Origin of the sequence: Actinoplanes sp. NPDC049316 (assembly GCF_040677315.1) — a bacterium.
GTDB lineage: Bacteria > Actinomycetota > Actinomycetes > Mycobacteriales > Micromonosporaceae > Actinoplanes.
The window spans coordinates 109,200-130,720 of the sequence record NZ_JBFAQM010000019.1; the positions used below are offsets into that span (position 1 = coordinate 109,200).

17 protein-coding genes and 1 tRNA gene are annotated in these 21,521 nt (G+C 69.5%); 8 read left to right on the top strand and 10 right to left on the bottom strand.

Annotated features, from left to right (window positions below; genetic code table 11):
* Positions 1 to 22: 22 nt before the first annotated feature.
* The 8 genes from AB0K03_RS26295 to AB0K03_RS26330 all read right to left on the bottom strand — a co-directional run bounded on the left by AB0K03_RS26295 (position 23) and on the right by AB0K03_RS26330 (position 8,689).
* Complete coding sequence (locus AB0K03_RS26295) at positions 23 to 499, bottom strand: hypothetical protein (protein ID WP_364689554.1); 477 nt, start codon at positions 497 to 499, stop codon at positions 23 to 25.
* Positions 500 to 553: 54 nt separating this feature from the next.
* Complete coding sequence (locus AB0K03_RS26300; protein ID WP_364689557.1) at positions 554 to 3,109, bottom strand: helicase HerA domain-containing protein; 2,556 nt, start codon at positions 3,107 to 3,109, stop codon at positions 554 to 556.
* Positions 3,110 to 3,213: 104 nt separating this feature from the next.
* Positions 3,214 to 4,899, bottom strand: a complete 1,686-nt coding sequence (locus tag AB0K03_RS26305; RefSeq protein ID WP_364689655.1) for a helicase HerA domain-containing protein — start codon at positions 4,897 to 4,899, stop codon at positions 3,214 to 3,216.
* A gap of 101 nt (positions 4,900 to 5,000) precedes the next feature.
* The gene (locus AB0K03_RS26310) at positions 5,001 to 5,927 is read right to left on the bottom strand and encodes a PrgI family protein (protein ID WP_364689560.1); all 927 of its coding nucleotides are present in this window, start codon (positions 5,925 to 5,927) and stop codon (positions 5,001 to 5,003) included.
* Positions 5,917 to 6,111, bottom strand: a complete 195-nt coding sequence (locus tag AB0K03_RS26315) for a hypothetical protein (protein ID WP_364689562.1) — start codon at positions 6,109 to 6,111, stop codon at positions 5,917 to 5,919. Before AB0K03_RS26315 ends, AB0K03_RS26310 begins: the two co-directional genes overlap by 11 nt.
* On the bottom strand, positions 6,108 to 7,367 hold the full coding sequence (locus AB0K03_RS26320) for a conjugal transfer protein TrbL family protein (RefSeq protein WP_364689565.1): 1,260 nt from the start codon (positions 7,365 to 7,367) through the stop codon (positions 6,108 to 6,110). The genes AB0K03_RS26315 and AB0K03_RS26320 overlap by 4 nt, the downstream gene beginning before the upstream one ends.
* Positions 7,368 to 7,369: 2 nt before the next feature.
* Positions 7,370 to 7,708 (bottom strand): pilin, encoded by a 339-nt coding sequence (locus AB0K03_RS26325; RefSeq protein WP_203706102.1) that lies wholly within the window; start codon positions 7,706 to 7,708, stop codon positions 7,370 to 7,372.
* Between the two features lie 225 nt (positions 7,709 to 7,933).
* Positions 7,934 to 8,689 (bottom strand): helix-turn-helix domain-containing protein, encoded by a 756-nt coding sequence (locus AB0K03_RS26330; protein ID WP_364689568.1) that lies wholly within the window; start codon positions 8,687 to 8,689, stop codon positions 7,934 to 7,936.
* A gap of 799 nt (positions 8,690 to 9,488) precedes the next feature.
* Between AB0K03_RS26330 and AB0K03_RS26335 the strand changes: the two genes are divergently transcribed.
* A complete protein-coding gene (locus tag AB0K03_RS26335; protein ID WP_364689571.1) occupies positions 9,489 to 9,830 on the top strand; it encodes a hypothetical protein in 342 nt (113 codons plus the stop codon).
* Between the two features lie 62 nt (positions 9,831 to 9,892).
* Here AB0K03_RS26335 and AB0K03_RS26340 read toward each other — a convergent pair whose 3' ends face one another.
* Positions 9,893 to 10,747 (bottom strand): hypothetical protein, encoded by an 855-nt coding sequence (locus AB0K03_RS26340; protein WP_364689574.1) that lies wholly within the window; start codon positions 10,745 to 10,747, stop codon positions 9,893 to 9,895.
* Positions 10,748 to 11,180: 433 nt separating this feature from the next.
* Between AB0K03_RS26340 and AB0K03_RS26345 the strand changes: the two genes are divergently transcribed.
* The 4 genes from AB0K03_RS26345 to AB0K03_RS26360 all read left to right on the top strand — a co-directional run bounded on the left by AB0K03_RS26345 (position 11,181) and on the right by AB0K03_RS26360 (position 14,195).
* Positions 11,181 to 11,894, top strand: a complete 714-nt coding sequence (locus AB0K03_RS26345) for a hypothetical protein (protein ID WP_364689577.1) — start codon at positions 11,181 to 11,183, stop codon at positions 11,892 to 11,894.
* Positions 11,891 to 12,268 (top strand): hypothetical protein, encoded by a 378-nt coding sequence (locus AB0K03_RS26350; protein WP_364689580.1) that lies wholly within the window; start codon positions 11,891 to 11,893, stop codon positions 12,266 to 12,268. Before AB0K03_RS26345 ends, AB0K03_RS26350 begins: the two co-directional genes overlap by 4 nt.
* A 60-nt stretch (positions 12,269 to 12,328) precedes the next feature.
* Positions 12,329 to 12,529 (top strand): hypothetical protein, encoded by a 201-nt coding sequence (locus AB0K03_RS26355; RefSeq protein ID WP_364689583.1) that lies wholly within the window; start codon positions 12,329 to 12,331, stop codon positions 12,527 to 12,529.
* A gap of 61 nt (positions 12,530 to 12,590) precedes the next feature.
* Positions 12,591 to 14,195, top strand: a complete 1,605-nt coding sequence (locus AB0K03_RS26360) for a recombinase family protein (protein WP_364689586.1) — start codon at positions 12,591 to 12,593, stop codon at positions 14,193 to 14,195.
* On the opposite strand, the gene AB0K03_RS26365 is transcribed toward AB0K03_RS26360, so the two are convergent.
* Positions 14,170 to 14,241, bottom strand: a tRNA-Lys gene (locus AB0K03_RS26365). The two genes, AB0K03_RS26360 and AB0K03_RS26365, sit on opposite strands and share 26 nt — an antisense overlap.
* Positions 14,242 to 14,912: 671 nt before the next feature.
* Here AB0K03_RS26365 and AB0K03_RS26370 point away from each other — a divergent pair.
* The 3 genes from AB0K03_RS26370 (at position 14,913) to AB0K03_RS26380 (ending at position 21,499) form a co-directional block, all read left to right on the top strand.
* A complete protein-coding gene (locus AB0K03_RS26370) occupies positions 14,913 to 16,952 on the top strand; it encodes a trypsin-like serine protease (protein ID WP_364689589.1) in 2,040 nt (679 codons plus the stop codon).
* Between the two features lie 297 nt (positions 16,953 to 17,249).
* Positions 17,250 to 17,828, top strand: coding sequence for a hypothetical protein (locus AB0K03_RS26375; protein ID WP_364689592.1), 579 nt, complete (start codon positions 17,250 to 17,252; stop codon positions 17,826 to 17,828).
* 47 nt (positions 17,829 to 17,875) lie between these two features.
* Positions 17,876 to 21,499, top strand: a complete 3,624-nt coding sequence (locus AB0K03_RS26380; RefSeq protein WP_364689595.1) for a phage tail protein — start codon at positions 17,876 to 17,878, stop codon at positions 21,497 to 21,499.
* Positions 21,500 to 21,521: the final 22 nt, after the last annotated feature.

Consider the following 21,521-nt stretch of genomic DNA (forward strand, 5'->3'; position numbering starts at 1 on the left):
GCCGGCGCAGCGCCGGACGGCGTCAACCCGGGCCGGGCGACAGGGCGGCGTGGATGCGCTCGCACATGCGGGTCAACTCGGCCTGGGCGAGGACGTCGGCGCGAAGGTCGAGGGCCTGCAGATGGCCTGGCCGGGCGCGTCGCGGCGGCAGCAGGTGTAGCGGGTAGGCGTCGTGGAGGGCCAGCAGCCAGTCGGGCATCGGCTGGCCGGACGACAGGATCAGGCTCCACTCCGGCGCGTGCAGCCGAATGACGGCGAGGGCGCCGCTGGGGGTCCGGGCGACCCGCACGAGCTCGGGGTCGCCGCCTGCGGCGATCTGCGGCGCAGCGGTGAGGATGTCGTGCAGCTGCGGTCGCAGGTTGAGGTAGGCGGGATGGCGCTGGACGATGCGGACCGCTCCGCCGAGCAGCCTCGCGGTGTAGAGCTGGTTGGCGATCTGGTCGGCGAGCCGCCGACGGTGCTGCGGGTCGGGCTGATCAGTGGTGCTGGGCGTGCTCACAGGTTCTCCCGAAGGGTGTTGGGCAGCACGGGACAGTGCCGCGTGGCTGTTGGGTCACGCGGCGCTGTCGTCTGCTGGTGTTGGGTCCGGTTGGGTGGCGGTGTCGTCCGGCGCCTTGACACCGGCGAGGCGGGCGATGGCGGCGGGACCGTTGTCCGGGTCGGCGACGTTGGCCAGGGCGGCCTGCCGGACCGCGGTCGTCTCATCGACGACGGGCTTGGCCGGCTGGGTCAGCAGCGTGAACGCGGGCGTCTCGCGGCCGTCGACGACGAGCCGGCAGGCGGCCTGGAACGCGTCCAAATGGCTGAGGTCGTGCTCGGACAGCTCGGGCATGGTGTGCCGGGCGAGCTGGTGTGCGTCCTCCGGCGCGCAGCTGAAATAGACCTTGTTGCGGGCGTTGGCGCTCAAGGCGAGCTGCGTGTCCCGCGGCATCTGGGTGAGGTTCTGGTGCGCCAGGACGAGCCCGAAGCGGTAGCCGCGGGCTTCGGCGAGCATGTCGCCGACGCTGCCGGGCAGGTTTAGAAAGTTGTGCGACTCGTCGATGTAGGCCACCGCGTCGCGGCGGTCCTGCTCGGCGATGCGGGTGCGGGCGGTGGCCGCCTGCCACGCCGAGGCCAGGATGAACGATCCCATCAGCCGCGACGTCTCTTCGCCGATCTGGCCCTTGGGCAGCCGGGCCAGCAGGATGCCGCCGTCGAGCACGCGGCGCATGTCGACGGTGGAGCGGGGGGCGCCGATGGTCTGTCCGACGAACGGGCGGGTGAGGAAGCTGCGCAGCCGCGCCAGGACCGGGCCGATGACCTGTGAGCGCACCGGCGGCGGGGTGCTCTCGAACCACTGCCAGAACCCGAGCAGCCCTTCGGGGTCGTCCAGGTCGGCGGTGAACGCCGCGCGGAACTGCTTGTCCTGCAACAGCGAGGGAACCAGCGTGAGCGTGGCGTTGGCCTTGCGCAGCAGGGTCAGGCACGCCATGCGCAGCGTGTCGTCGATGCGCGGTCCCCAGTGCTTCGCGAAGATCTTCCCGAAGATCGACACGATGTGGTCGACAACGAGGTCGTGGTCGGCTCCGGCGAGGGGGTTGAGCGTCGCGCCGGCCGGCTGGTCCGGATCGATGAGGAACAGCCGTTTGTCGGCGAGCTTCGCTGGAAGCCGGTCCAGGACGTCGGTGACGAGGTCGCCTTTGGGGTCGATGACGATGACCCCGCGCCGAGCGTGCACATCCTCCAAGATCATGTTGAGCAGGAGGGTGGACTTGCCGGAACCGGTGGAGCCGAGCACGTGGACGTGCTGGCGGGCATCGGCGGCCTTGAGTGCGACCTTGTGCCCGCCGACTTGGGAGACGCCGAGGACCTTGGCGGCGCGTCCGCCGGTGGCCACGGCGATGGGCGCCGGCATCGGCTTGGCCCTCGCACGGTCCAGTCCGGGGACGGCGACATCGGTGGGCAATGCAGCGAGACAGGACAGTTCGCCGCTGTTGAGCAGGAATCCGCGGCGCAGGACCCGCGATGCCAGCACCGGGTTGGGGTGCTGGAGCCGCAGGCGGCGCAGCCGGTTACGGCCGGCGTAGACGCCGTAGGCCGAGGCGATGCCGTGCGCGAGGCTGGACAGGCGCGGGGCGAGGGTTTGCGGGGTGCCGCCGCGGCCGGTGTGCGCGACGGCATAGCGCACGGCGACTTCCCACAGTGGAGCGCCGGCGAGTTTGTCGACGGCCGCGCGGGCATCGCGTTCACGCTGGGGATCGGCGCCGGGCAGGTTCGCCTGGTAGCGGCCCGCGGCGGTGCGGGAGGGGCGGCGGGCCGGGCCGAGCAGTTCCACCACGAGATCGAGCGCGCCGCTGAGCCAGGCGGCCGGGTCGAGCAGCGTGCGAGGCGGCTTGCCTGTGCGCAGCGCCTGCGCGCCGCGGCGAAGCCGGCCGATCTGGCGGTTGGTGGCGGGCCGGGCCAGGACTTGCACGCACGCGGTCTCGTGGTTGTTCAGGCCGGCGGCAGCCTGGATCAGGGTGCGCAACGGGTCGGCGTCGTGGTCGGTCTCCAGCGGGAACCACGCCGGCAGGACCGGGGCCAGAGCGCCGCCGACACTGATCGCGTCGCTCGGCAGTGGGGCGGTGGGGTCGGTGACCTCGGCCGCCACGCCGGGCCAGGCACCGCGGATCGCCGCCAGGACCGGTCCGTAGGCGACGGTGCCGGGCAGCCAAACGCCGATCTGCAGCTGCCGGCCCGACCACCGGTACTCCACGGCCAGATGCGGGCGGCCGTCGCGCAACCGGCGCCGCCAGCTGGGCCGCAGGATCTCCGCGAGCGTGGCCCACAGCACGGCGGTGCCGGAGGGTTCGACCTCCGGCGGCGGGCTAATCAGGATCAGCCGCGCGTGCTGGCGCATGCGGGTCTGCTGCCGGGCAATGAGGAACAGCCGGGCGGCGTACCCGGTCGCGAGCAGCAACGCGACGACGGCGAGCAGCCAGGGCCGGTCGGCGCACCAGTCGACGACGCTCGACGCGGTGTGCAGGACCCACCGCGACGGGCCGGGCGTGGCGAACTCCGGTGTCGGCGCCGGGCCCGGGGTGGCAGGTGTGGATGGTGACGGGGCGAGGAGTGCAGCAGGCCAGGTCATGGCGTGAGCCCTTCTGAAACGCGAAAAGGGCTGACCCCGGGCACCTCGCGCGGAGGTGCCCGGGGCCAGCCCTGGGGGATGGTGAGATCAGGTGGGTGGTGGCTCTACTCGTCGTCGACTTCGAGGTCTCCGATACACAGCCGGTGCTCCTTCTTGGAGGCGACCGCCTGGAAGCCGACCCGGTGGGTGCCCGAGATCAGCAGGCCTTCGCCGCGTCGGGCCGCCAGAAGCAGCCGGGCCTCGCCGGCGGTCAGGCCGAAGCTGTCGGCGACGGCGTCGACCGACTGGGCCGCCTGGCGCAACAGGATCTGGGTGGCGGCGTTGGCGATGACCGCCTGCCCGAGGTCGGAGCCGAGCAGATCGCCGACGTCCTGGGTGATGACGGCGACGCCGGCCCGACGTTTGCGGGCGCTCTTGCTCAGCCGGTAGAGGAACTTGGCGCCCTCGCCGTCTTTGAGCAGCACCCACGCCTCGTCGACGATGACCAGCCGGCGGGGCGGTTGCCCGGTCGTGGCCGGCGGCACGTCGACCTCGCGCCAGATCGCGTCGAGAGCCAGCAGCATCCCCGGGGCCCGCAGCTCGTCGGCGAGCTGCCGGGTCGACCACACGACGAGCTGCCCGTGCGGGACGGTCGTGGTCGGACCGTCGAACAGTTCCTTGAAACTGCCCGAGACCCAGGGGGTCAGCCGGGCGGCGAGGGTGAGTGCGGCGTCGCTGCCGTCGGCCGCGAGCGCCGTTGACACGTCGCGCAGCAGCGGCGCCTGCCGTTGCCAGGTGTTGGGATCGTTGGAGATCCCGGCGGTGGCGTACGCGGCGATGATCGCCTTGTCGAGCGCAGCGCGTTCGGCCGGCGGGGGTTGTTCGCCCAGCAGCACTGCGATGAGGGTGTGCAGGAACAGCGCCCGGCGGGTCAGCGCGTCGTCGCGGCGGTCGCCGGGCGGGATGTCGAGCGGGTTGAGGCGGACACCGCCGGCGCCGAGGTGGATCGTGATGCCGCCGACGGCACCGGCCAGCCGGTGGTACTCGTTGTCCGGGTCGATGACCGAGACGTGGACGCCGTCGGCCAGCGACCGGAGCACCTCCAGTTTGACGAAGTACGACTTGCCGGCCCCGCTGCGGGCCAGCACGACGCTGTTGGCGTTGTGCTGGTTCCACCGGTCCCACCACACGATTCCGGCCGAATCGGGGTTGAGGCCGTAGAGCATGCCGCCGGCCGGGGCCGGCTCGCCGGGCAGTGGGGCGGGCAGGTCCGGCGACGCGAGCGGGAACATGGTGGCGATGGCCTCGGTGTCCATGACCCGCCGCATGCCGAGGTTGTCGGTGGCCAGCGGAAGCGTGGAGATCCAGCCCTGCAGCTGCCGCCAGGTCGCCGGCTGGGTGTCCAGCAGCACTGAGGCCGCGACGGCCCGCACGTGGGCGATCGACTCCTGCAGCTCCTCCACGGTCGTCGCGTGCACGCACAGGTACAGCCCGACGCGGAACAGCTTGGAGTGCCCGCGGGCGATCCGGTCGGCCAGCTCGGCGGCGTCGTCGGCGGCGGCCTCGGCCGCGGGATCGAGCAGCCGCCCCTTCTCGGTGTCGGTGCGCCGGTTGGACTCCAGCCGGGCCCGCTGCTTGCGCAGCCGGGCTGCGGCCACCTGCGGGGTGAGCGGGTCGACGTAGACCACCACGTCGAGGCGGCCGGGCCAGCCCAGTAGCGGATCGAGCCAGGCCGCCCCGACTTCGGCGGGGTAGCCGGTCACGATCAACACGGCGGCGTAGCCGTCGCCGACCTGCAGATAGCGCGGCATGTTCAGCACGCCGGCCGGGCCCAGAACGGACGAGAGCCCGGCCTGTTCGGCAGGGCTCTCGGTGTTGGCGATCTTGACTTTTCGTTTGCGGGACAACAAGTTCACGTCAGCTCTCCCTGTCCGGTTACCGGCGCGCCTGGACGCGACCGGGGCCAGGTGACATCGACCGGGGCATACGGATCGGTGGCGCAGGTAAGCACCGCGGTGGCGGTCGGCCCGTCCAAGACGGCGGTCTGCGCGCCCAGCGCGGCCAGTGCGGTGGCGGCGTGATCGGCCCGGCGCAGGACCTCGGTGTCGCGGCCCTTGTCGGCCTTGGCCGTGACCGCGATCGTGACCGTGCGCCACAGCGGGTCGCGATGTTCGGCCAGCTGGTCGAGGAACTCGGCGTAGTCGTACGCGGCATCGGCCAGCGCCGCGTTGCCGATGGTCGCGGCCAGGTCGGCAACCCGCTGCGCATGGCTGGACAGGTCCACCCGCTGCGCAGAGATGACCAGCTGCACCGGGCCGGAGAGCCCGTTGAGCCACCGCCCGTAGGCGCCGATCAGCGCCATCTGCTCATCGCCGGAGCGCAGGGCCAGGTTGACGGTGCTGGCCGCCACAAGCGCCACGGCCTGCTCGCCGGTGTCGATGACGCCGGCTTCGGAGACGGCCCGGGCGGGTAGCCGCAGCTTGGGCACCGCCATGCCCGGCCCCGGTGCCCACGCCGGCACCGGCTCGGCCGCAGCGGCGGCATGATGCTTGGGCGCACGCGACTGCCGGACTGCCGAGAGCAGCCACAGGTCCAGCGTCAGCCCGTCGCGGCGACCCAGCGCGAGCACGATCGCCGCGCCGCCGAGAGGCACCATGATGGCGATCAGGATCGGCTGCGGCAGCAGCGGGCCCAAGCCCTTGAAGAGGCCGTAAGCGATCGCAACGGCGACCGCCACGATCGCCAACTGCCGGGCAGTCAGCCCGTAGATGATCTTGTCAGGTTGGTCGACGTCCGCAGGAATTCGGGCGCGCGGTGCGGCTTCGGTGTCAGCGCGCATCTGCCGCACCCGCCTCGGCTGCGGCGGCCTTCAGCCGCCGGGTGTAGACGTCGACGCCGTCGGCGATCTCCTCGGCGGTGTAGGCGTAGATCGGACGGCCGGTGGGCCAGGCGACCGCAACGAGGGTGCGGCCGGTGTCGGGGTAGGTGTCCGCGGGTGCGGGGGCAACGATGTCGGTGTTCATGGACGATTCCTTCCGGTTGCTGGGGTGCTGCCGCGGCTCTTGAGTCGGCGGGTGTAGACGTCGACGCCTTCCGCGATCTCGTCCGCGGTGTAGGGCTTGACCGGTCGGCCGGTCGGGTAGGCGGTGCCGACCACGCCAGGGCCGGCACCCGTCGGTGGACGCGACGGCACTCGGGGTGCTGTGGGCGCCGACCGCGCAGCGGGCACCGCCGAAGTGGAACGCGGGATCGGGCGTGAACCGCCGCCGCGTGGTGTTGTTGTCGGCCATGGCGGGTCACCGCCGCCGCGTACGCCCGGCCCGCCAGCGCCGCGGCGGGCCGCACCGGCGCCGGAGGCGACACGGCTGCCGCCGAAGGCCCGGCTCAGCCCACGGGTCAGCTGCTGGATAAGCACGACGCGCAGGATCATCCCCGCCTGGCTGGGCGAGGACTTGGTGACGTAGCGGCGCATCATGCTCGGCACCTTGAGGATCGCCCACAACAGGCACAGCACGATCAACAGGTTCATAACCACGTCGGGATCACCCGGCAGACCCAATGCGGGCAGGTTCGCCTGCGGGCTCAAGAACACGGTTAGGGTCGTGTGCAGTGCGACCGCCTGGATGACGACGGTGCCAAGGGTGCCGAGCATCGTGCGCCACCACAGCTTCGCTGCGGGCTCGGTCTGCGGGGTCCCGTGCAGCGCCAGCGCGATCGGCGCGACCCCGACGGCCACGATCAGCAGTCCTAGCCGGATGATCCATTGCACAACGAGCATGCCGACCAAGATGGCGATGACCAGGCCGAGCAGGATGAGCAGGAAGCCGCCCGGGTCGTTGCCGGTCTGGTTGGCCAGCGACCCGGTGACGACGGTTCGCATCTGCTGCATCGAGTTCGGCGAGGTGATGTCCTGGGATGTCAGTGCGCTGGTCAGGGCGTTGGCCAGGCCGATGAGCTGCGCGCACAGCGGCATGGCAAGGTTGGCGCCGATCAGACCGATGACCAGCCGCGGGATCAGCTCGCCCGGGCCGTAGCGGCTTTGGATGGTGTCGCGGCCCATGACGAGGATGGCCATCCACAGGATCGCCAGTACGTAGACGGTGTTGACGATGGCCAGTGATGTGCTGGACACGGCCTGGACCTGTGGCAGCACGGTTACGTCCGGGGAGACGAACACCGTTGCTGCCAGCAGGTTCCAGAGGATGTTGAGGCCGCCGACGATCATCTCGGCGCACCACTTGACGATGGTCTCGATCAGCTCGCCGGTGACCCAACCCATGGTTAGCCCCCGATCCAGCCCTTCACGATGGCGAGCAGGACGGGCGCGAGGACCGCGAGGGCGTAGCCGATCAGGGCTGACTTGAATGCGGACTTGGCCTTCTCGACCTCGGTCGGGTCACCGCCCGCAGCGAGGTAGCGCAGGCCGCCGATGGTGAGGAACAGGGTCGCGACACCGATGAGCAAGCCGACGATCCAGGTCGTGATGTTGGTGATGATCGTGGGCAGGTCGTTGGCTGCCAGGATCTGCGGCTCGGCCGCGTAGGCCGGAACGGCCACGGCCACCGCCGAGGCGGTGGCCGTGGTGATGACGAGCAGACGGGAAATGTTGCGTCGCAACATGGTGGGCACCTCCCGCCCCTTCTCGGGGCGATCGCTGGGATTGAGGTGCGCCACCGGGAATCGGGCGGGGCCGTGGGAGCTTGGCTCCTTCCGGCCGTTACGGGATCGGGTGCGAACACGGCCCGGTCAGGCCGGCGCCGCGACGATCCCCGGGGCGCGGACACCGACCGCCCTGCGGTCCGATGTCTTGCCCACCAAGGCCTTTTGTTGGGTGGCCAACGCGGCCTACGCCGCGGCTCGCGCAGCCAACAGCGACCCAACACGGGAAGCGTGAGGGCTGCTGTTGGGTCGCTGACGCCGCGAGCGCAGCGGCACGAACGACAGCTCGCCGTCGCCGATCGCCCGCTGCAGGCGCTTTTCTGCCCGAGCCCGCCAGGCCGAGGCGGTCTGCGGTGAGATGCCGAGCTCGGCGGCGATGCGGGCGAGTGTGTAGTCGTCCAGGCGGGTGGCGGCGATGAGCCGGGCCTCCTCGCGGTCGATGACCGCGGTTGCCACGGCGCGGGCCAACACGAGATCGGGGTGGTCCCACGGCCGGATCGGCAGCAGCGAGCCGGGTTCGCCGGTGCGGATCAGCATGGTGTCGGACTCGGCGTCGCGGACTTTGCGGGCGGCGCGGACGCCGGCATCGATAAGCCGGCCGCAGACTCGCGGCTCGCCGAGGTCGACCGTGGCCAAGCGCTCCATGAATCCGACCAGCATTTCGGCGTCGAGGTCGTGTGTGTCGCCGTGCCAGCCGGCGGCTAGCAGACCGGCTTGCCGGCGCAGGCCGGGCATGGCCATCCCGACCGCGGCGACGCGCCAGGCCGGGCCGTCGCGGCGGGCGCGGATGACGAGTTCCCGCCAGACTGCGTCGCGGACCTGATGGCCGGTACCGGCCGCGAGCAGGACCTTGCGCAGCTCGTCGAGGGGCAGGATGCGGTCGGGCAGTCCCTCGAAGCCCCGTGCGTCGAACGGCACGTGGGTCGGCGCCTCGGCCAGCATGGCGAATGCCTTCTCCGCCGCGTCCAGCGGCGTCGACGGCCAGGAAGAGGTAGTCACTGCGGAGCTCCCAAATGGGCGGTGCACCGAGCAAAATCCGGCGCGCGGACCGCTATTCAGGCAGGTCAGCCCAACACTGGCCGGATACGTCGACCAGGCTGCGGTGGTGTTGGCCGTGGTCACGGCCGCCCAACGCCAGTCCGGCATGACCGGCCGCGCCAGGTGCTGCCGGCAACTGCCGTCCAACAGCCGAGGTCAGCATGTTGTTGGGCCGTGTTGGCCGATGACGTCGCGGAGTGCCCGTGTATCAGGCGACTCGCAGCGCCGGTGCGGACGCTCGGGCTCCGTGATCGCGTTGAGGACGTGGACTCACGGACAGAGCTCGAACACGACGGATCTTGACGGGGTGGGACGGTCCGCGCGGGCGTGCGTGTTGAGGCCGGGGGCGCGCGGCGCGCGTCGACGTCCCGGAGCGTGCGTATGTGACTGTTGGGTGCAGACCCCGGCGTTGGACGAGGGCCGGCACTCGACGCTGTTGCTGTTGGGTGAGCGCACCCAACAGCGTTGGGCTGTGGGGTGGACTACAGCCGGCAGCATCGCCGTGTTGTGTTGGCTACCCAACAGCAGCGCCGCTGTTGGGTAGCGCGGAGCCGGCCGAAGCGGGTGTACCCAACACGACGTGCCGGGGCCGACGCGTGGATGCAAAGGACGCCCGACGCCGGGTCGATTGGCGCACGGCGACCGGGGTCGCCTCAAACGGGGAGGCTGACAGCCCGGACTGAGTCACTGCACAATGAACGGCATGTCCGCCCGGGTGTATCGACCCGACCACACCGCCCACATTCGGCATCGGCTGGCTCAGTTGGCTGTCCACGGCGCGGTTGGCCTGGTCATCGCGTTCTGCGCGGCCGGCGTGCTCGCCTTCCTGGGCTTTCAGGCCGGTGACGGTCCCGGCTGGCTCATCGGGCTGACCTGGTACGCCGTCGGTGCCGTTGCTGTCCTTGCATTGCTGACGCTCGGCGTCGCGCTGGTCGGGTGGCTTGTGTATCGGCGACGCCGGGCTGATCTAGACGCCGCCGGAGCAGAGGTCATCGGCGAGTTCCATGCGCGGATGGCGAATCGCCGCCGCGACGACTCGCGATGAGGCGGCCCGGGCGCTCCAGTTTGCGCAGTCAGGCTCGTGACCTACGTGTGCGCGGCGTCCATTCAGCGGACGTGATCCGGTGCGTCGCAGAAATCCAGGTGGAACAGGTGCCCGGCGCGGTGCTCGCGGTCGACGTGGCTGCCGGTCCTGCCCGGCGAGCCGGTCAACGGCCAGGGGTAGAACCTCGCCCGTAGATTTCCCTGCACGGCGGGCACGCTGGTTCGGTCGGCGGCGGGCAGGACGACGGACAGGCCGGTCGCGGCCCGCACGATGACGCAGGCCTGCGGGTCGGCTACCTCCATCACCGCGTTCTCGCTCTGCAGCGGCGAATCGATCGTGCTGCGCATCAGATACGCGTGTGCCGGTGCCGGTTCTGCGGCGTCGGGGTGCAGCGAGGGCGCGATCAGGCGGGCGCCGGGCGACAACGCCCACTCGTAGCCGAGCGCCGCGAACGCCAGCAGGAACCCGGCTTTGAAATCCGTACGCACGAACGGCGTCTCTTCGCGTACGAGGAACAGTCGCAGCGTGCGGTGCGTCTGGACCCGGCGCCGGCCATACACCGCGCTGTTCATCCCGGGCAGGTCGAGGTCGAGTTCCGGGGCTTTGTCGTTGTGGCCGGCAGCGGCCTCATAGCTACGGCCGGGCAGGTTATTGCACGGCGCGCAGGTCAGGACCGTGGTCGTAGCAGGGCCCATCGTGAAGGTGCCCGCCTGGATCGGTGCGTGGTCCTCACTGGCCCGGTCGGCGTTGACCACCTGGCCGCAGCACGGGCAGATGAACCTCGCAATGGCGGTGAGCTGCGGAAATCCTCCCGGGCAGGCCGGGCCGCCACGACGCGCGAGAACGTGTTGGGCGGCATGGACCTGGTGCATCAGCAGCTCGTCGCGCCGCCGGTGGGGACGGTAGGCCACAGTCACTGGCCACACGTTACGGTCCCGGGCCATCAGCCGGCCAAAGGTTATATGTCCTCCCGTTGGACGCAGCCGACTCGTCGCACGGGCAGCGGTCCAGCTCCCGGCAGCCGCCGGTGCCGCGGACGACCGCGCTCGAAGTCCACGGAGTCGCCCTCCAGCCAACAGACCGACACGGTGGCTGTTGGGCGACGCCCCTGGCTGTTGGGTAGACGGGACGCCGACGCGACCGGTCTGTTGGGTTGCTGCCGGCCGCGGCATTCCGCTGTTGGGTGGGTTGCCGCCCAACAGCGGTCCAGCTGTTGGGTGAACCACTGCACCAGGCTGATCTGTTGGGTGGCTGTTGGCTGCGGGCGGCGGCCTCAAGGCCGCGTAGATGGCTTGCGCGACGCCTTAGTCAAGTGCGAACACGGCTCGTCGGCATGGGGGCAACCCGCTTATGGCTGCCCACGACCGCAACCTGCCCACAACGTCCACCGGCTCGGCCGCGGCGGCGAATCGCGTCGCCGCCCGCGACGACGACCACAACCGGGCGACGGTCATCGTCTGGCGCACCGCCTCCGACGACACGGACGCGACAGAGGACTCCGGCGCCGGCGACAGCCCGCTGACGCCGCGGCTGGCGCACCACCTCGTTGCGATCTACAGCGACGTCCACGGCACCATCGTCGACCTCGACGCCGATGACGCCCTGCGCCACGCTGCCGAGACCGCCGGCCGCCACTACCTGGCCGTCACCGACCTCGCCGACCTGCCCATACCGCCCGAGTCACCCCAGGCCACCACACTCATCGTGCTGCGCTGGCCCCGGCCCTCCGCCGACCCCGGCCAGGACGCGGACAACCTGCTCAGCGCCTGCCAGCAACACCTCGCAGCGGACGGCAGCGCCATCGTCGCCGTCACCGCCGCCGCCACTGATCAGCCCGGCACCCGGTACGCCGAGCACGAACGGATCCTGCTGCCCGCTGCGCGGGCCGCCGGGCTCCGCCACCTGCACGACATCGTGCCGCTGCCCGCCACCGACGGCCGCGACACCTTCACCTACACGACCACCTCCGGCACCGCGCCAGACCACGACAACCATGCCGACGCCGCACGACCGACTGCCAGCACGACATTGGTGATCTTCGGCCACCCGGGCCGGCGACCATGACGCCTCCCGGCCGCCGCGACAGCGATCTCGACGATGGGCGTCAGGACAAGCCGTCGCGTCGTGTCGCCAGCGACACGACGCCAGGCCACCGCGACAGAGACCTGTCGCGTGACGACACAGCCGACAGGCCGAGCTCGCCAGCAAATGAGTCAAGTTACGCTGCCGCGCCGCCAGTCACCGCGCCGCTGCAGCGCACCAACTGGACGCCCGGCAGCAACCAACTCGTGCACCTCACGCTGACCCGGCCCGACACCACACCGATGACTCCCGAACAGCGCAGAGACGCCGTCGCCCTCCTCACCGCGATGGTCTTGGACCACCTCCGCCAGGTCCGCGGCGCCGCGCTTCCGCCCGCCGAGCCGTCAGCTGACTGACTCGGTCACCACGGGCCGCCGGGCTCTCCACCCGGCGGCCCCGCCCCCAAGGAGAACCCCATGGAGCACCGCCAACCCACCCGCGGACACCTACGCGTCGCCACCTACATCCGCGTCGCCGCCAAGCCAACCAGCGACCAGTCGATACAGGAGCAGGCCGAGCGCGTACGCGTCGTCACCGAATCCCTCGGCTGGGAACCCATCGCCGTCTTCGCCCCAGCCCAGACCCCGACCCGGCGCTGTCGCCTGCGCCGCAGGTAACCCACCCCGAAGCGAAGGAGCCGTCATGCCACGACGCCGACGCCCGACCCGGGCCACTCCCGTGCTGCCCACCAGCACCGTCAGGGTCGCCATCTACACCCGGCGGTCCACCGACGAGGAGAATCAGCCCTTCACCATCGAAGCCCAGACCTCGAAGCTGAAGTCCTACATCAAGTCCCAAGACGGCTGGACGCTCGTGCAGGAATACTCCGACGACGCCTCCGGCGCCAAGATCGACCGTCCGAACCTTAGTCGGGCGCTCATGGCCGCCCGTGCTGGCCTGTACGACGTTCTGCTCGTGTACCGAGTCGACCGGTTCACCCGCCGCATCCGAGACCTCAGCGCCCTGCTCGAAGAACTCGACGCCGCCGCAGTGGTCTTCCGCTCCGCGACCGAGCCATTCGACACCTCCACTCCCGCCGGGCGGATGCTCGTGCAGATGCTCGGCGTCTTCGCCGAGTTCGAACGGGAGATGATCATCGACCGTGTCGTCAACGGCATGGAGCGCAAGGCTGGCAAAGGCCAGTGGACGCTCGGCGTCGCGCCGGAGGGCTACCTCACCGACCCGGACACACAGCACCTCGTGCCGGTCGAAGCGGAGATGTCGACCATCCAGGAGATCTTCCGCATCTACACCCAGGACCGCGTCGGCTGCCGCATGGTCGCCAAAAAGATCAACGAGCGCGGCATGCGGCGCCGCAGCGGAGCCCTCTACAGCTTCAAGACGATCGCCGACATCCTCAGCAACCCCGTATATATAGGTACCGTCCTGTTCCGCGACGTCGAGGTCGAAAACGCCCACCCCGGCATCGTCGACCGCGAGACGTTCGACCTGGCCCAGCGCCTGCTCATCGAGCGCGGCGAAAACCCCGCCACCGCAGCCGGCGCCGCCTCGGAGTACCACCTCACCGGCAAGATCCGCTGTCCGCTGTGCGGGCGCACGTACCTCGGCACCGTCGCCCATGGCCGTAGCCGCGCCTACCGCTACTACACCTGCTGGACCCGTAACCGCTACGGCACCGACCGCTGCCCCGCGCCTCGCATCGACGCCGACCGGTTCGACGCCATCGTCCTGGACGCTCTCAGCGACTTCTACATCAACAACACCGACCTGATGATGGAGGCCGTCCGCGGCGCCCAAGACCACCACGAGGCGGTCCGCTCCAAGCTCGAAGCCGAGCTTGCGGCCATCCGCTCGAAGATGACTCAGAAAGAAAAGGCCGTTGACCGATACATGACGGACTACGAGGAAGGCGCGATCGGCCGGGACGTGATCGAGCGGCGGGTCAAGAAACTCTCCGCCGAACTAACAGACCTGCGCCGCAGCCGCGACCAACTCCAGTTCGAGCTCGATAATACCCCTGACAAGATCACCAAGACCGAGCTGGCGAGCATCAACACGAACATCACCAGGATCATCACGATGGGTCACGTCGCCCAGCGCAAGGCCCTCTGCGAACTCGCTCTGGACAAGATCGAGATCAACACCACGACGTCGACCGCCACGCCCACCTTCCGGGTCGACATCGCCCACACCCTCAGCGCCATTGGCGGCACAAACAAAGAAGGCGCCCCGGCCGGAAATCCGGCCGGGGCGCACTTGCCCAGCTCGCAGGCGGTTCGCGAGCGTAGACCCACGGTGGGCCGCCAGGGACTCGAACCCTGAACCTATGGATTAAAAGTCCACAGCTCTGCCATTGAGCTAGCGGCCCGCGCGATCAGGTTACCCGACAGTCCCGCCCGAGGCGGGGCAGCGGGCCGCCGGGGCGTGAAACCGCAGCTCCGTAGCGGGCATGGTCCGGGCACCGACGACAGCCGCCTGCAGGCCGTCCGTTCGTGACCTTCTCGGCGCCGGAGTCCGACGGCCCCTCGCCAGCCCACCACTCCTCGCGGTAGGTCCCGGTGCCCTACGCGCCGGATGCGAGGACTACCGCGTCGGCCATGAACAAGACCGGCGAGATGCGAACGCCGACCGGCGGTCCGGAACTCACTTAACGGGGTGCGAGCGGAGGTCGACCTTGCGTGAAATAGCAGACCTTCTATACGGTGTCTGAAGCAAGCGATCTTGGGGAGCGAAGCTCGCATCCTCGCCAAGTGTCGCCCAGTACACGGGGGAACATCGATGACGTATGCCCGGCGGCCGGTCGGCCGTCTCGCTCGCCTGTCCACTTTCGGCCTCAACCGGCCGGTCGCGACGTTGAGTGCCGTCTTGAAGACCGTGGGAGCGGCTGGCTTCGCTGCTGAGCCGTCGGTGGCCGCAGCGCGTCCAGCAGCTGGAGGTCGTGGGCGGGCGCCTAAGTGGATCTTGAAGGAAGTCAGCAAACTCCGTCGGGGGGATCGACGAGGCGCCTCTCTGCGACCGTCACTTCTTGGGGGGTTGGCAATGACCGCGTCGTCGGTTGTAGCCGTCGCGCTCGTAAGGTCTCGCTTTCACTTCGGCGCGGTGGTTCGCACCTTGGCCGCCTGTGTGTTGCTGGCGTTGGTGGTGCAGATGGCTTGCTCGGGTGTACCGGCGCATGCTGCGACCGTACGGTCGGGTCCGTCGGACGCGCCGGGTGAGTATCCGTTTGTGGTCAAGGTGCATGTCGGTGATCCCGCTGCTGGTGGCCGGACCTGTACCGGTGCGTTGGTGGATGCCTGGTGGGTGGTGACGGCCAAGCGTTGTCTGGCTGAGGACGGTGCGCCAATGCGTATCGGCGCTCCGGCGCGGCTGACGAGGGTGACGGTCGGTCGTGCTGAGGTGTCAGGGACCGGTTCGGGTGTGGTGGCCTCTGTGGTGCATGTGGTGCCGCATCCTGATCGTGATGTGGTGTTCGCGCAGTTGGCCACTGCGGTGAACGGTGTGACACCGGTCAAGTTCGCCAAGACCGCACCGAGGGCGGATGAGGTTCTGCGCGTGGCCGGGTACGGGCGGAACGCCCAGGAGTGGGTGCCCGACACGATGCACACCGGCTTATTCGCGGTGACCGAGGTGTCCGCGGACCGCATCGAGATCGTGGGCAAGAACGCGGACCAGGTGGGGCCGTGCAAGGGTGACGCGGGCGGCCCCGGTCTGCGCGAGAGCGACGATGGTGTGGAACTGGTCGCGTTGACGCAGACCGGCGGTCAGGGCGGTTGTCTTGGCAGCGGCGCCAGCAGCGAGAACAGCGCGACGCAAACGCGTCTGGACGGTCTGGGTGATTGGGTCACCACCCACCTGCTGAGTTTCGGCTCCTCCTTCGAACCGGACGACACCCGGCTGAACTGGAAGAACTCCATCGACAATACGGGCGCCGGCGCTGGCGGCATGCAGAACATCGGCGGTGTCTGCTGCTCGTTGACCGGGCCGGAACTGGTGACGGGGCCGCTGCCGGCTGCTCATAGCGGCGGCCATGTCCTGCTCTACTCCGGTAAGGACACCAGCGCCACCAAGTCGTACGCCTACACCAAGGCCTTCTCGCTCACCCACGTCACCGTGCGACCGGAAACGACGCTGTCGTACTGGATCTACCCACAGAGCTCCGCCACATCGGGCTCGGTGTCGGTGTCGGGCAGCAACAGCACCTGCGTGGCGGTCGATCTGATCTTCAGCAATGGCACGTATCTGCGGGGCTCTGGCGCGAAAGACCAACGCGGTAACTCGATCCACCCCGCCGGCCAGTGCGGCAAGCTCACCTTGGACACCTGGAACGAGGTCGTCGTACCGATCGGCGCGGTGGCCGCCGGCCAGCAGATTCTCAAGGTAGACGTCGGCTACGACCAACCTGCCGGCACCGGTGGATACCGAGGTTACATCGATGACCTCAAGCTCAGCGACGTGTCGGCGGGGCCGAAGTTTTCCACGTCGGTAGAGGCCGGCCAGACACAGCTGGCCTGGACCAATACGGTGGATACAGGTGGTTTTCCGCACGGCGGCATGACGAACGTTGGCGGTGTCTGCTGCTCCCTGACCGGGCCGGAACTGAAGAAAGGGCCGCTGCCGACGGCTCACAGCGGCGACAACGTCCTGCTCTACTCCGGCAAAGACACCAGCGCCACCAAGTCGTACGCCTACACCAAGGCGTTCGCGCCGAGCGACACCTTCGTCACGCCGACGACCCGGCTGTCGTACTGGATCTATCCGCAGAGCTCCGCCACGTCGGGCTCAGTGTCGGTATCGGGCAGCAACAGCAGTTGCGTCGCCGTCGACCTGATCTTCAAGGACCAGTCCAGCGGCGTGGAGGCGAACCTGCGTGGCTCAGGCGCCAAGGACCAGCATGGCGTTGCCGTGCACCCGGCATCACAGTGCGCCAATCTCAAGCTGGACACCTGGAACCTCGTCGACGTTCCGCTTGGGACGGTTGCCAACGGCAAGCAGGTCACCCAGATCACCGTCGGCTACGACCAACCGACCAACACCGGCGGATACCGCGGCTACGTGGACGACATCACCATCATCCAATAGCACGTGACTCACCTGTGGCCGCCGAGTTCGCGCCCAGGCACGAGCCTGGCAGCCACGGCGGTGCAGGTAGGCATCAGTACCGGAACCGAAAGTTGAAGGTAACGCAACTGCGTCGCGGTGGGGACTGTCGAGAAACGGCTATGGCGCGGAAAGGGTGGTGGGGCATGTACCGACACACCGCCAGATGGATCGCTGCTATCTCGGGTTGGGAGCGCATGTGCGCGGACGCTGCAACACGGCCCCTCGGCACCGGCCCACCCTTTGCAGGCTGGGTGCCGCAGGGACACGTCACCATCCTTGGACGGATCGGTCGGCCTGCCGAGCACTGAACTCGTTCGTGCGATCACCTATGGAGGTTCCATGTACTCGGTAATTCATCGCATCGGCCGGACCGGCCACTGGGTGGCGATCGGCGTCGCCGTCACCGCGGCCGCGGTGGCCGGTCCGCTGATCGCGGGGCAGATCGCCAGCGCGGCCGAAGAAGACTCCCCGCCGTCGCTTGTAGAGGACTACTCGTACCCCGGTGCTGCCAACATCACCGAGATCAAGCTGATCCGCGGTGACGGTCACCTCATGATGGTCACCTGCGGCACCGACCAGAACGTCATCCGGGTGCGCCGCAACGACATCACGCCGGGCATCAGCGGCATGTACTGCTTCAAGGTGCTCGGGACAAATGGTGGCTGGCTGCAGCTTGAGATCCCGAACTCCTTCGCCGTGCGGGGCGGCGACCAGAACGCCGTGGAGGCCACGGTCTCGATCGAGGGCGTGCCGCAGGAGCCCGTGCACGTTGCCGAGGGCGATTGGGAATCCGTCGGGGTAGGGGTCGAGGGCGGCAAACCGGCCGTCCTGCTCGAGCTTCGCGCCCAGCCCTGACCTGAACCGCACGGATCACGCAAGTCACATCCACGGGGAGAGAACTGATGCTGGCCGACCATAGACCGAGAGATCTGCGAGCCATCTGGCCCAACGCGGCGGCGGCACTGGCCGCGCTACTGGTCACCGCAAATCTGCTGTCGGCACCCGCCGCCGCGGCCGAACCGGCACCGCCCCCGGATCGGGCCCGTCTGATCGACCTGTACCTGACCGGCGGCCCTGCCGTGTCGAGTGCGGCCCGGCGAGCACTGGTCGGCGCCGACACCGACGTGTCACGGTTCTTCGCTCAGGAGCTCGCGCCCGCCGACGAGCAGGACGACCTGACCAAGGTCAGCATCATCATGGGGCTGGACGGGCCGACCCTCAACCAGGCTGCCCAGACCGCGGTCGACGGCTCGGCGCAGGACGTCAAGACCTTCCTCGTTTCCGACTGGAGCGCCGCCTGGGTCAACGACGAGCGGATCCGTGTCGGCCGAGTGGCCCAAGGTGCAGGCCCCACCGTGACCTCCGCCGCGAACGCGGCGTTGGACGCCGGCGACGATCAGGTCGCCGAGTTCCTCGCGACCGGTCAGTACGTGGCTGCAGAGTACGACGATCGGATTTTCGCTGGACGAATTGCCGACTCCGGCGGGCCGCAGGTGCAGGCGGCCGGCAACGCCGCGCTGGATGGCACCATCGACGATGTTCGCGAGTTCCTCGAGTCCGGCCAGTTCGTGGCCCGGGCACGGGACGAGGAAATCCTCACGCTGAGCCAGCTTGCCAATGACGCGGCGCTTGCCCGCCAGGAGGCGGCCGAGCAGGCCGAAACCGCGGTGGCGATGGCACAGCGGTCGGCGGCCGCGGCCAATGCGGCCCGCGCTGCGGCTCGCAAGGCCGCAGCGGAGACCGCCGCAGCGAAGGAGTCCGCCAAGGAGTCCGCCGCCGCGGCCAGCCGGGCGGCGGCCGCCGCCCGGCGCGCAGCCGAGTCGGCAAGCGAGGCGCTGAGCGCCGCACGGGCGGCGAATAACGCGGCCCGGGTCGCATCGAACGCGGCCGCCCGGGCGGCGACTGCCGCGTCGCTCGCCGGACGTGCGGCGTCCAGCGCGCAGGACGCCGCAGCTCGTGCGCTCACCGACGAGAACAAGGCCAGCGCGGCTCGCGATGCCGCAGGCAAGGCTCGCGATGTCGCTGCCGGGGCGCGTCGAGCAGCCGATGCCGCCGATGCCGCCGGGGTCGCAGCCGATCGCGCACTCGAGGCGATCGACGGCGCGCTCGGCGCGGTGGCGGCGGCCGAGGACGCCGCGAATGCCGCCGAGGAGGCGAGCCGCCAGAACAACGTGGCCCAGTCCGCGAAGCGCGAGGCGGAGCAAGCGGCCGCCAAGGCCCGGAGGCTGGCCGCGCAGGCACGCCGTGCGGCAAACGCGGCGCAGGGCTTCGCCCGAGAATCCGCGACCGCGGCACGGCAGGCGCGAGACGCCGCACGAAATGCGGCCACCCATGCCGAACGGGCCGCTGACGCGGCCGACGCCGCGGCGGCGGAGGCTGGCAAGGCCAAGAACGCGGCACGCAAGGCCCGCGATGCGGCCATCGCGGCGGACGCCGCCGCGAAGATTGCTGAGGACTCTGCTGCGCGGGCGGTTCAGGTCGAGTCCGCGGCCCGCGCCGCCGACGCCGAACGGCTGCGCATCGAGACCGACCAGGCCCGGCAAGTTGCCCAGGAACTGGCCGCCGAGGAGGTCGATTCACCGAAGCTTCTGCCCTGGGATACCCCTGAGCTGCGTCGGGTCAGCGCCGACACTAACGCGCTGATCACCCGGGCCACCGCGGAAGCAGACCCCGCAGCGGGTGCCGCGATCGGCCGGGAAGCCGTCATGCGCCTGATGGAGAACGGTGGCCCCTGGACCCGGACCACGGCGCAGACCGCCCTGGCCGGCGACGACGTGATGGTGATGGACTTTCTCCGCACCGGCCGGCTGAGTGCCGCGGAGCGCGATGACCGGGCCCGCGTCCAGTACCTCTATGAGGAGAAGGACAACATCCCCTTCCGGGACGCGGCCCAAGCGGTGTTGGCCGGCACACACGCGGACGTGGTCCGTTTCTTGGACACCCGGCAGTACCCAGGCAAGGACCAGGCCGACGAGTTGGAAATCATGCGGCTCCAGGCGAAACACAAAGGGCCGACATTCCAGTCCGCCGCCAACCGCGCCCTCGACGGCACTCCCGCCGACCGCCACGAGTTCCTGCGTAACGGCCAGTACGCGGCGCTGGAGGCCGACGACAGCATCGAAATCCTCAAAATCAAGAACGCTGGTGGCCCAGAAGTCGCCGCGGCAGCCAACATCGCTCTGGACGGTCCGAGCAGGTTCCGGCGGCACTTCATCGAGGTCACGCAGCACCGGGCACGTCAACGCGACCAGGCCGCAGCTGCCCATCAGAACACCGCCATGGGTTACGTGCAGCAGACCCAGCAGTCCGCCGCCACCGCGCGCAGCTTGGCCAACTGGGCGGCGCAGGCTGCCAGCCATGCGGAGCAGGACTCGGCTGCCGCCAACAAGGCTAAAGCCGCTGCCGAACAGTCCGCGGCGCAGGCCCAGGTATACGCCAACAACGCGGCCTCCTCAGCGAAGAGTGCACGTCAGTCCGCGGATCAGGCGGCAGCCTCGGCCCGGACGGCCCGCAACGCCGCCGACTCGGCCGACGCCGCCGCCGACCGCGCCTCACAGTCCGCCGCCCGAGCGGCGCTGTCCGCCGCCCGCGCGCAGGACGCCTCGGCTCGAGCCAACAAGGCTGCCAAGAACGCGCACGACTCGATGATCAGGGCCGGCAAGAGCGCCGGCGAGGCGTCTGCGGCCGCGTTCGAAGCGCTGAAGATTTCGTCCGACATGTTCGAGAAGGAGGAAGCAGAGCGCCGGATCGGTCTGCGGGACAAGGACGGCAACATCAACATCCCGTGCCGTCCCTCGCTGATCCAGGAGTTCCCCTGCCACGGCGGTGACCCGATCGCCGACGCACTGCAGAACGACAAGAACTTCTGCGACATCATGTACGGCCCCTCGAAGGAGGACTTCTGCGACGTCGCATTCGAGGTCTACCGCCAAGACATCGAGCGCCACGTTGCGGAGATGAAGCCGAAGTTCGAACTGATGCTCGCCCTTGGCGGACTCGTCCCCGGACTCGGTGAGTTCCTCGACGGCGAGGACGCCGTGCTGAAGTTCGCAGAAGGCGACCTCTGGGGCGGCGCACAGAGCGCGGCCAGCGCCCTCCCGATCGCCGGCACCCTGCCCGGCCTGAGGCGGGTCGCGGGCGCACTACGGGAACTGGAGCGCGTCAAGAAAGCCACCAAGGAGATCCAGAACCTGGACAACCTCAGCGAGGTCCGAGCGGCTACCGAGCTTTCGTCGGCCTTCCCACAGTTCCGGAACCGCATCTTCAAGCCACCATCTCGGACAAACGACGATTACGACTGGAAAGACCAGTACGGCCACACCTACGATGCAATGGGTGACGGCCCCGCCTTCCCCGCCTCACCGGTCAGTGACCTTCGCAAGTCACTTGATAAGCACTTGACCAAGGGGAACACCTACACCGTGGTCGACATGAGAGGCTATCCGGTGGACACCCGGATGGCGATGGATAAGTATATCAAAGACAAGTATCCGGACCGGAAGGATATCGTCAGAATCGGGTTCTGAATCTTGCCGGCTTGGGGGAAGG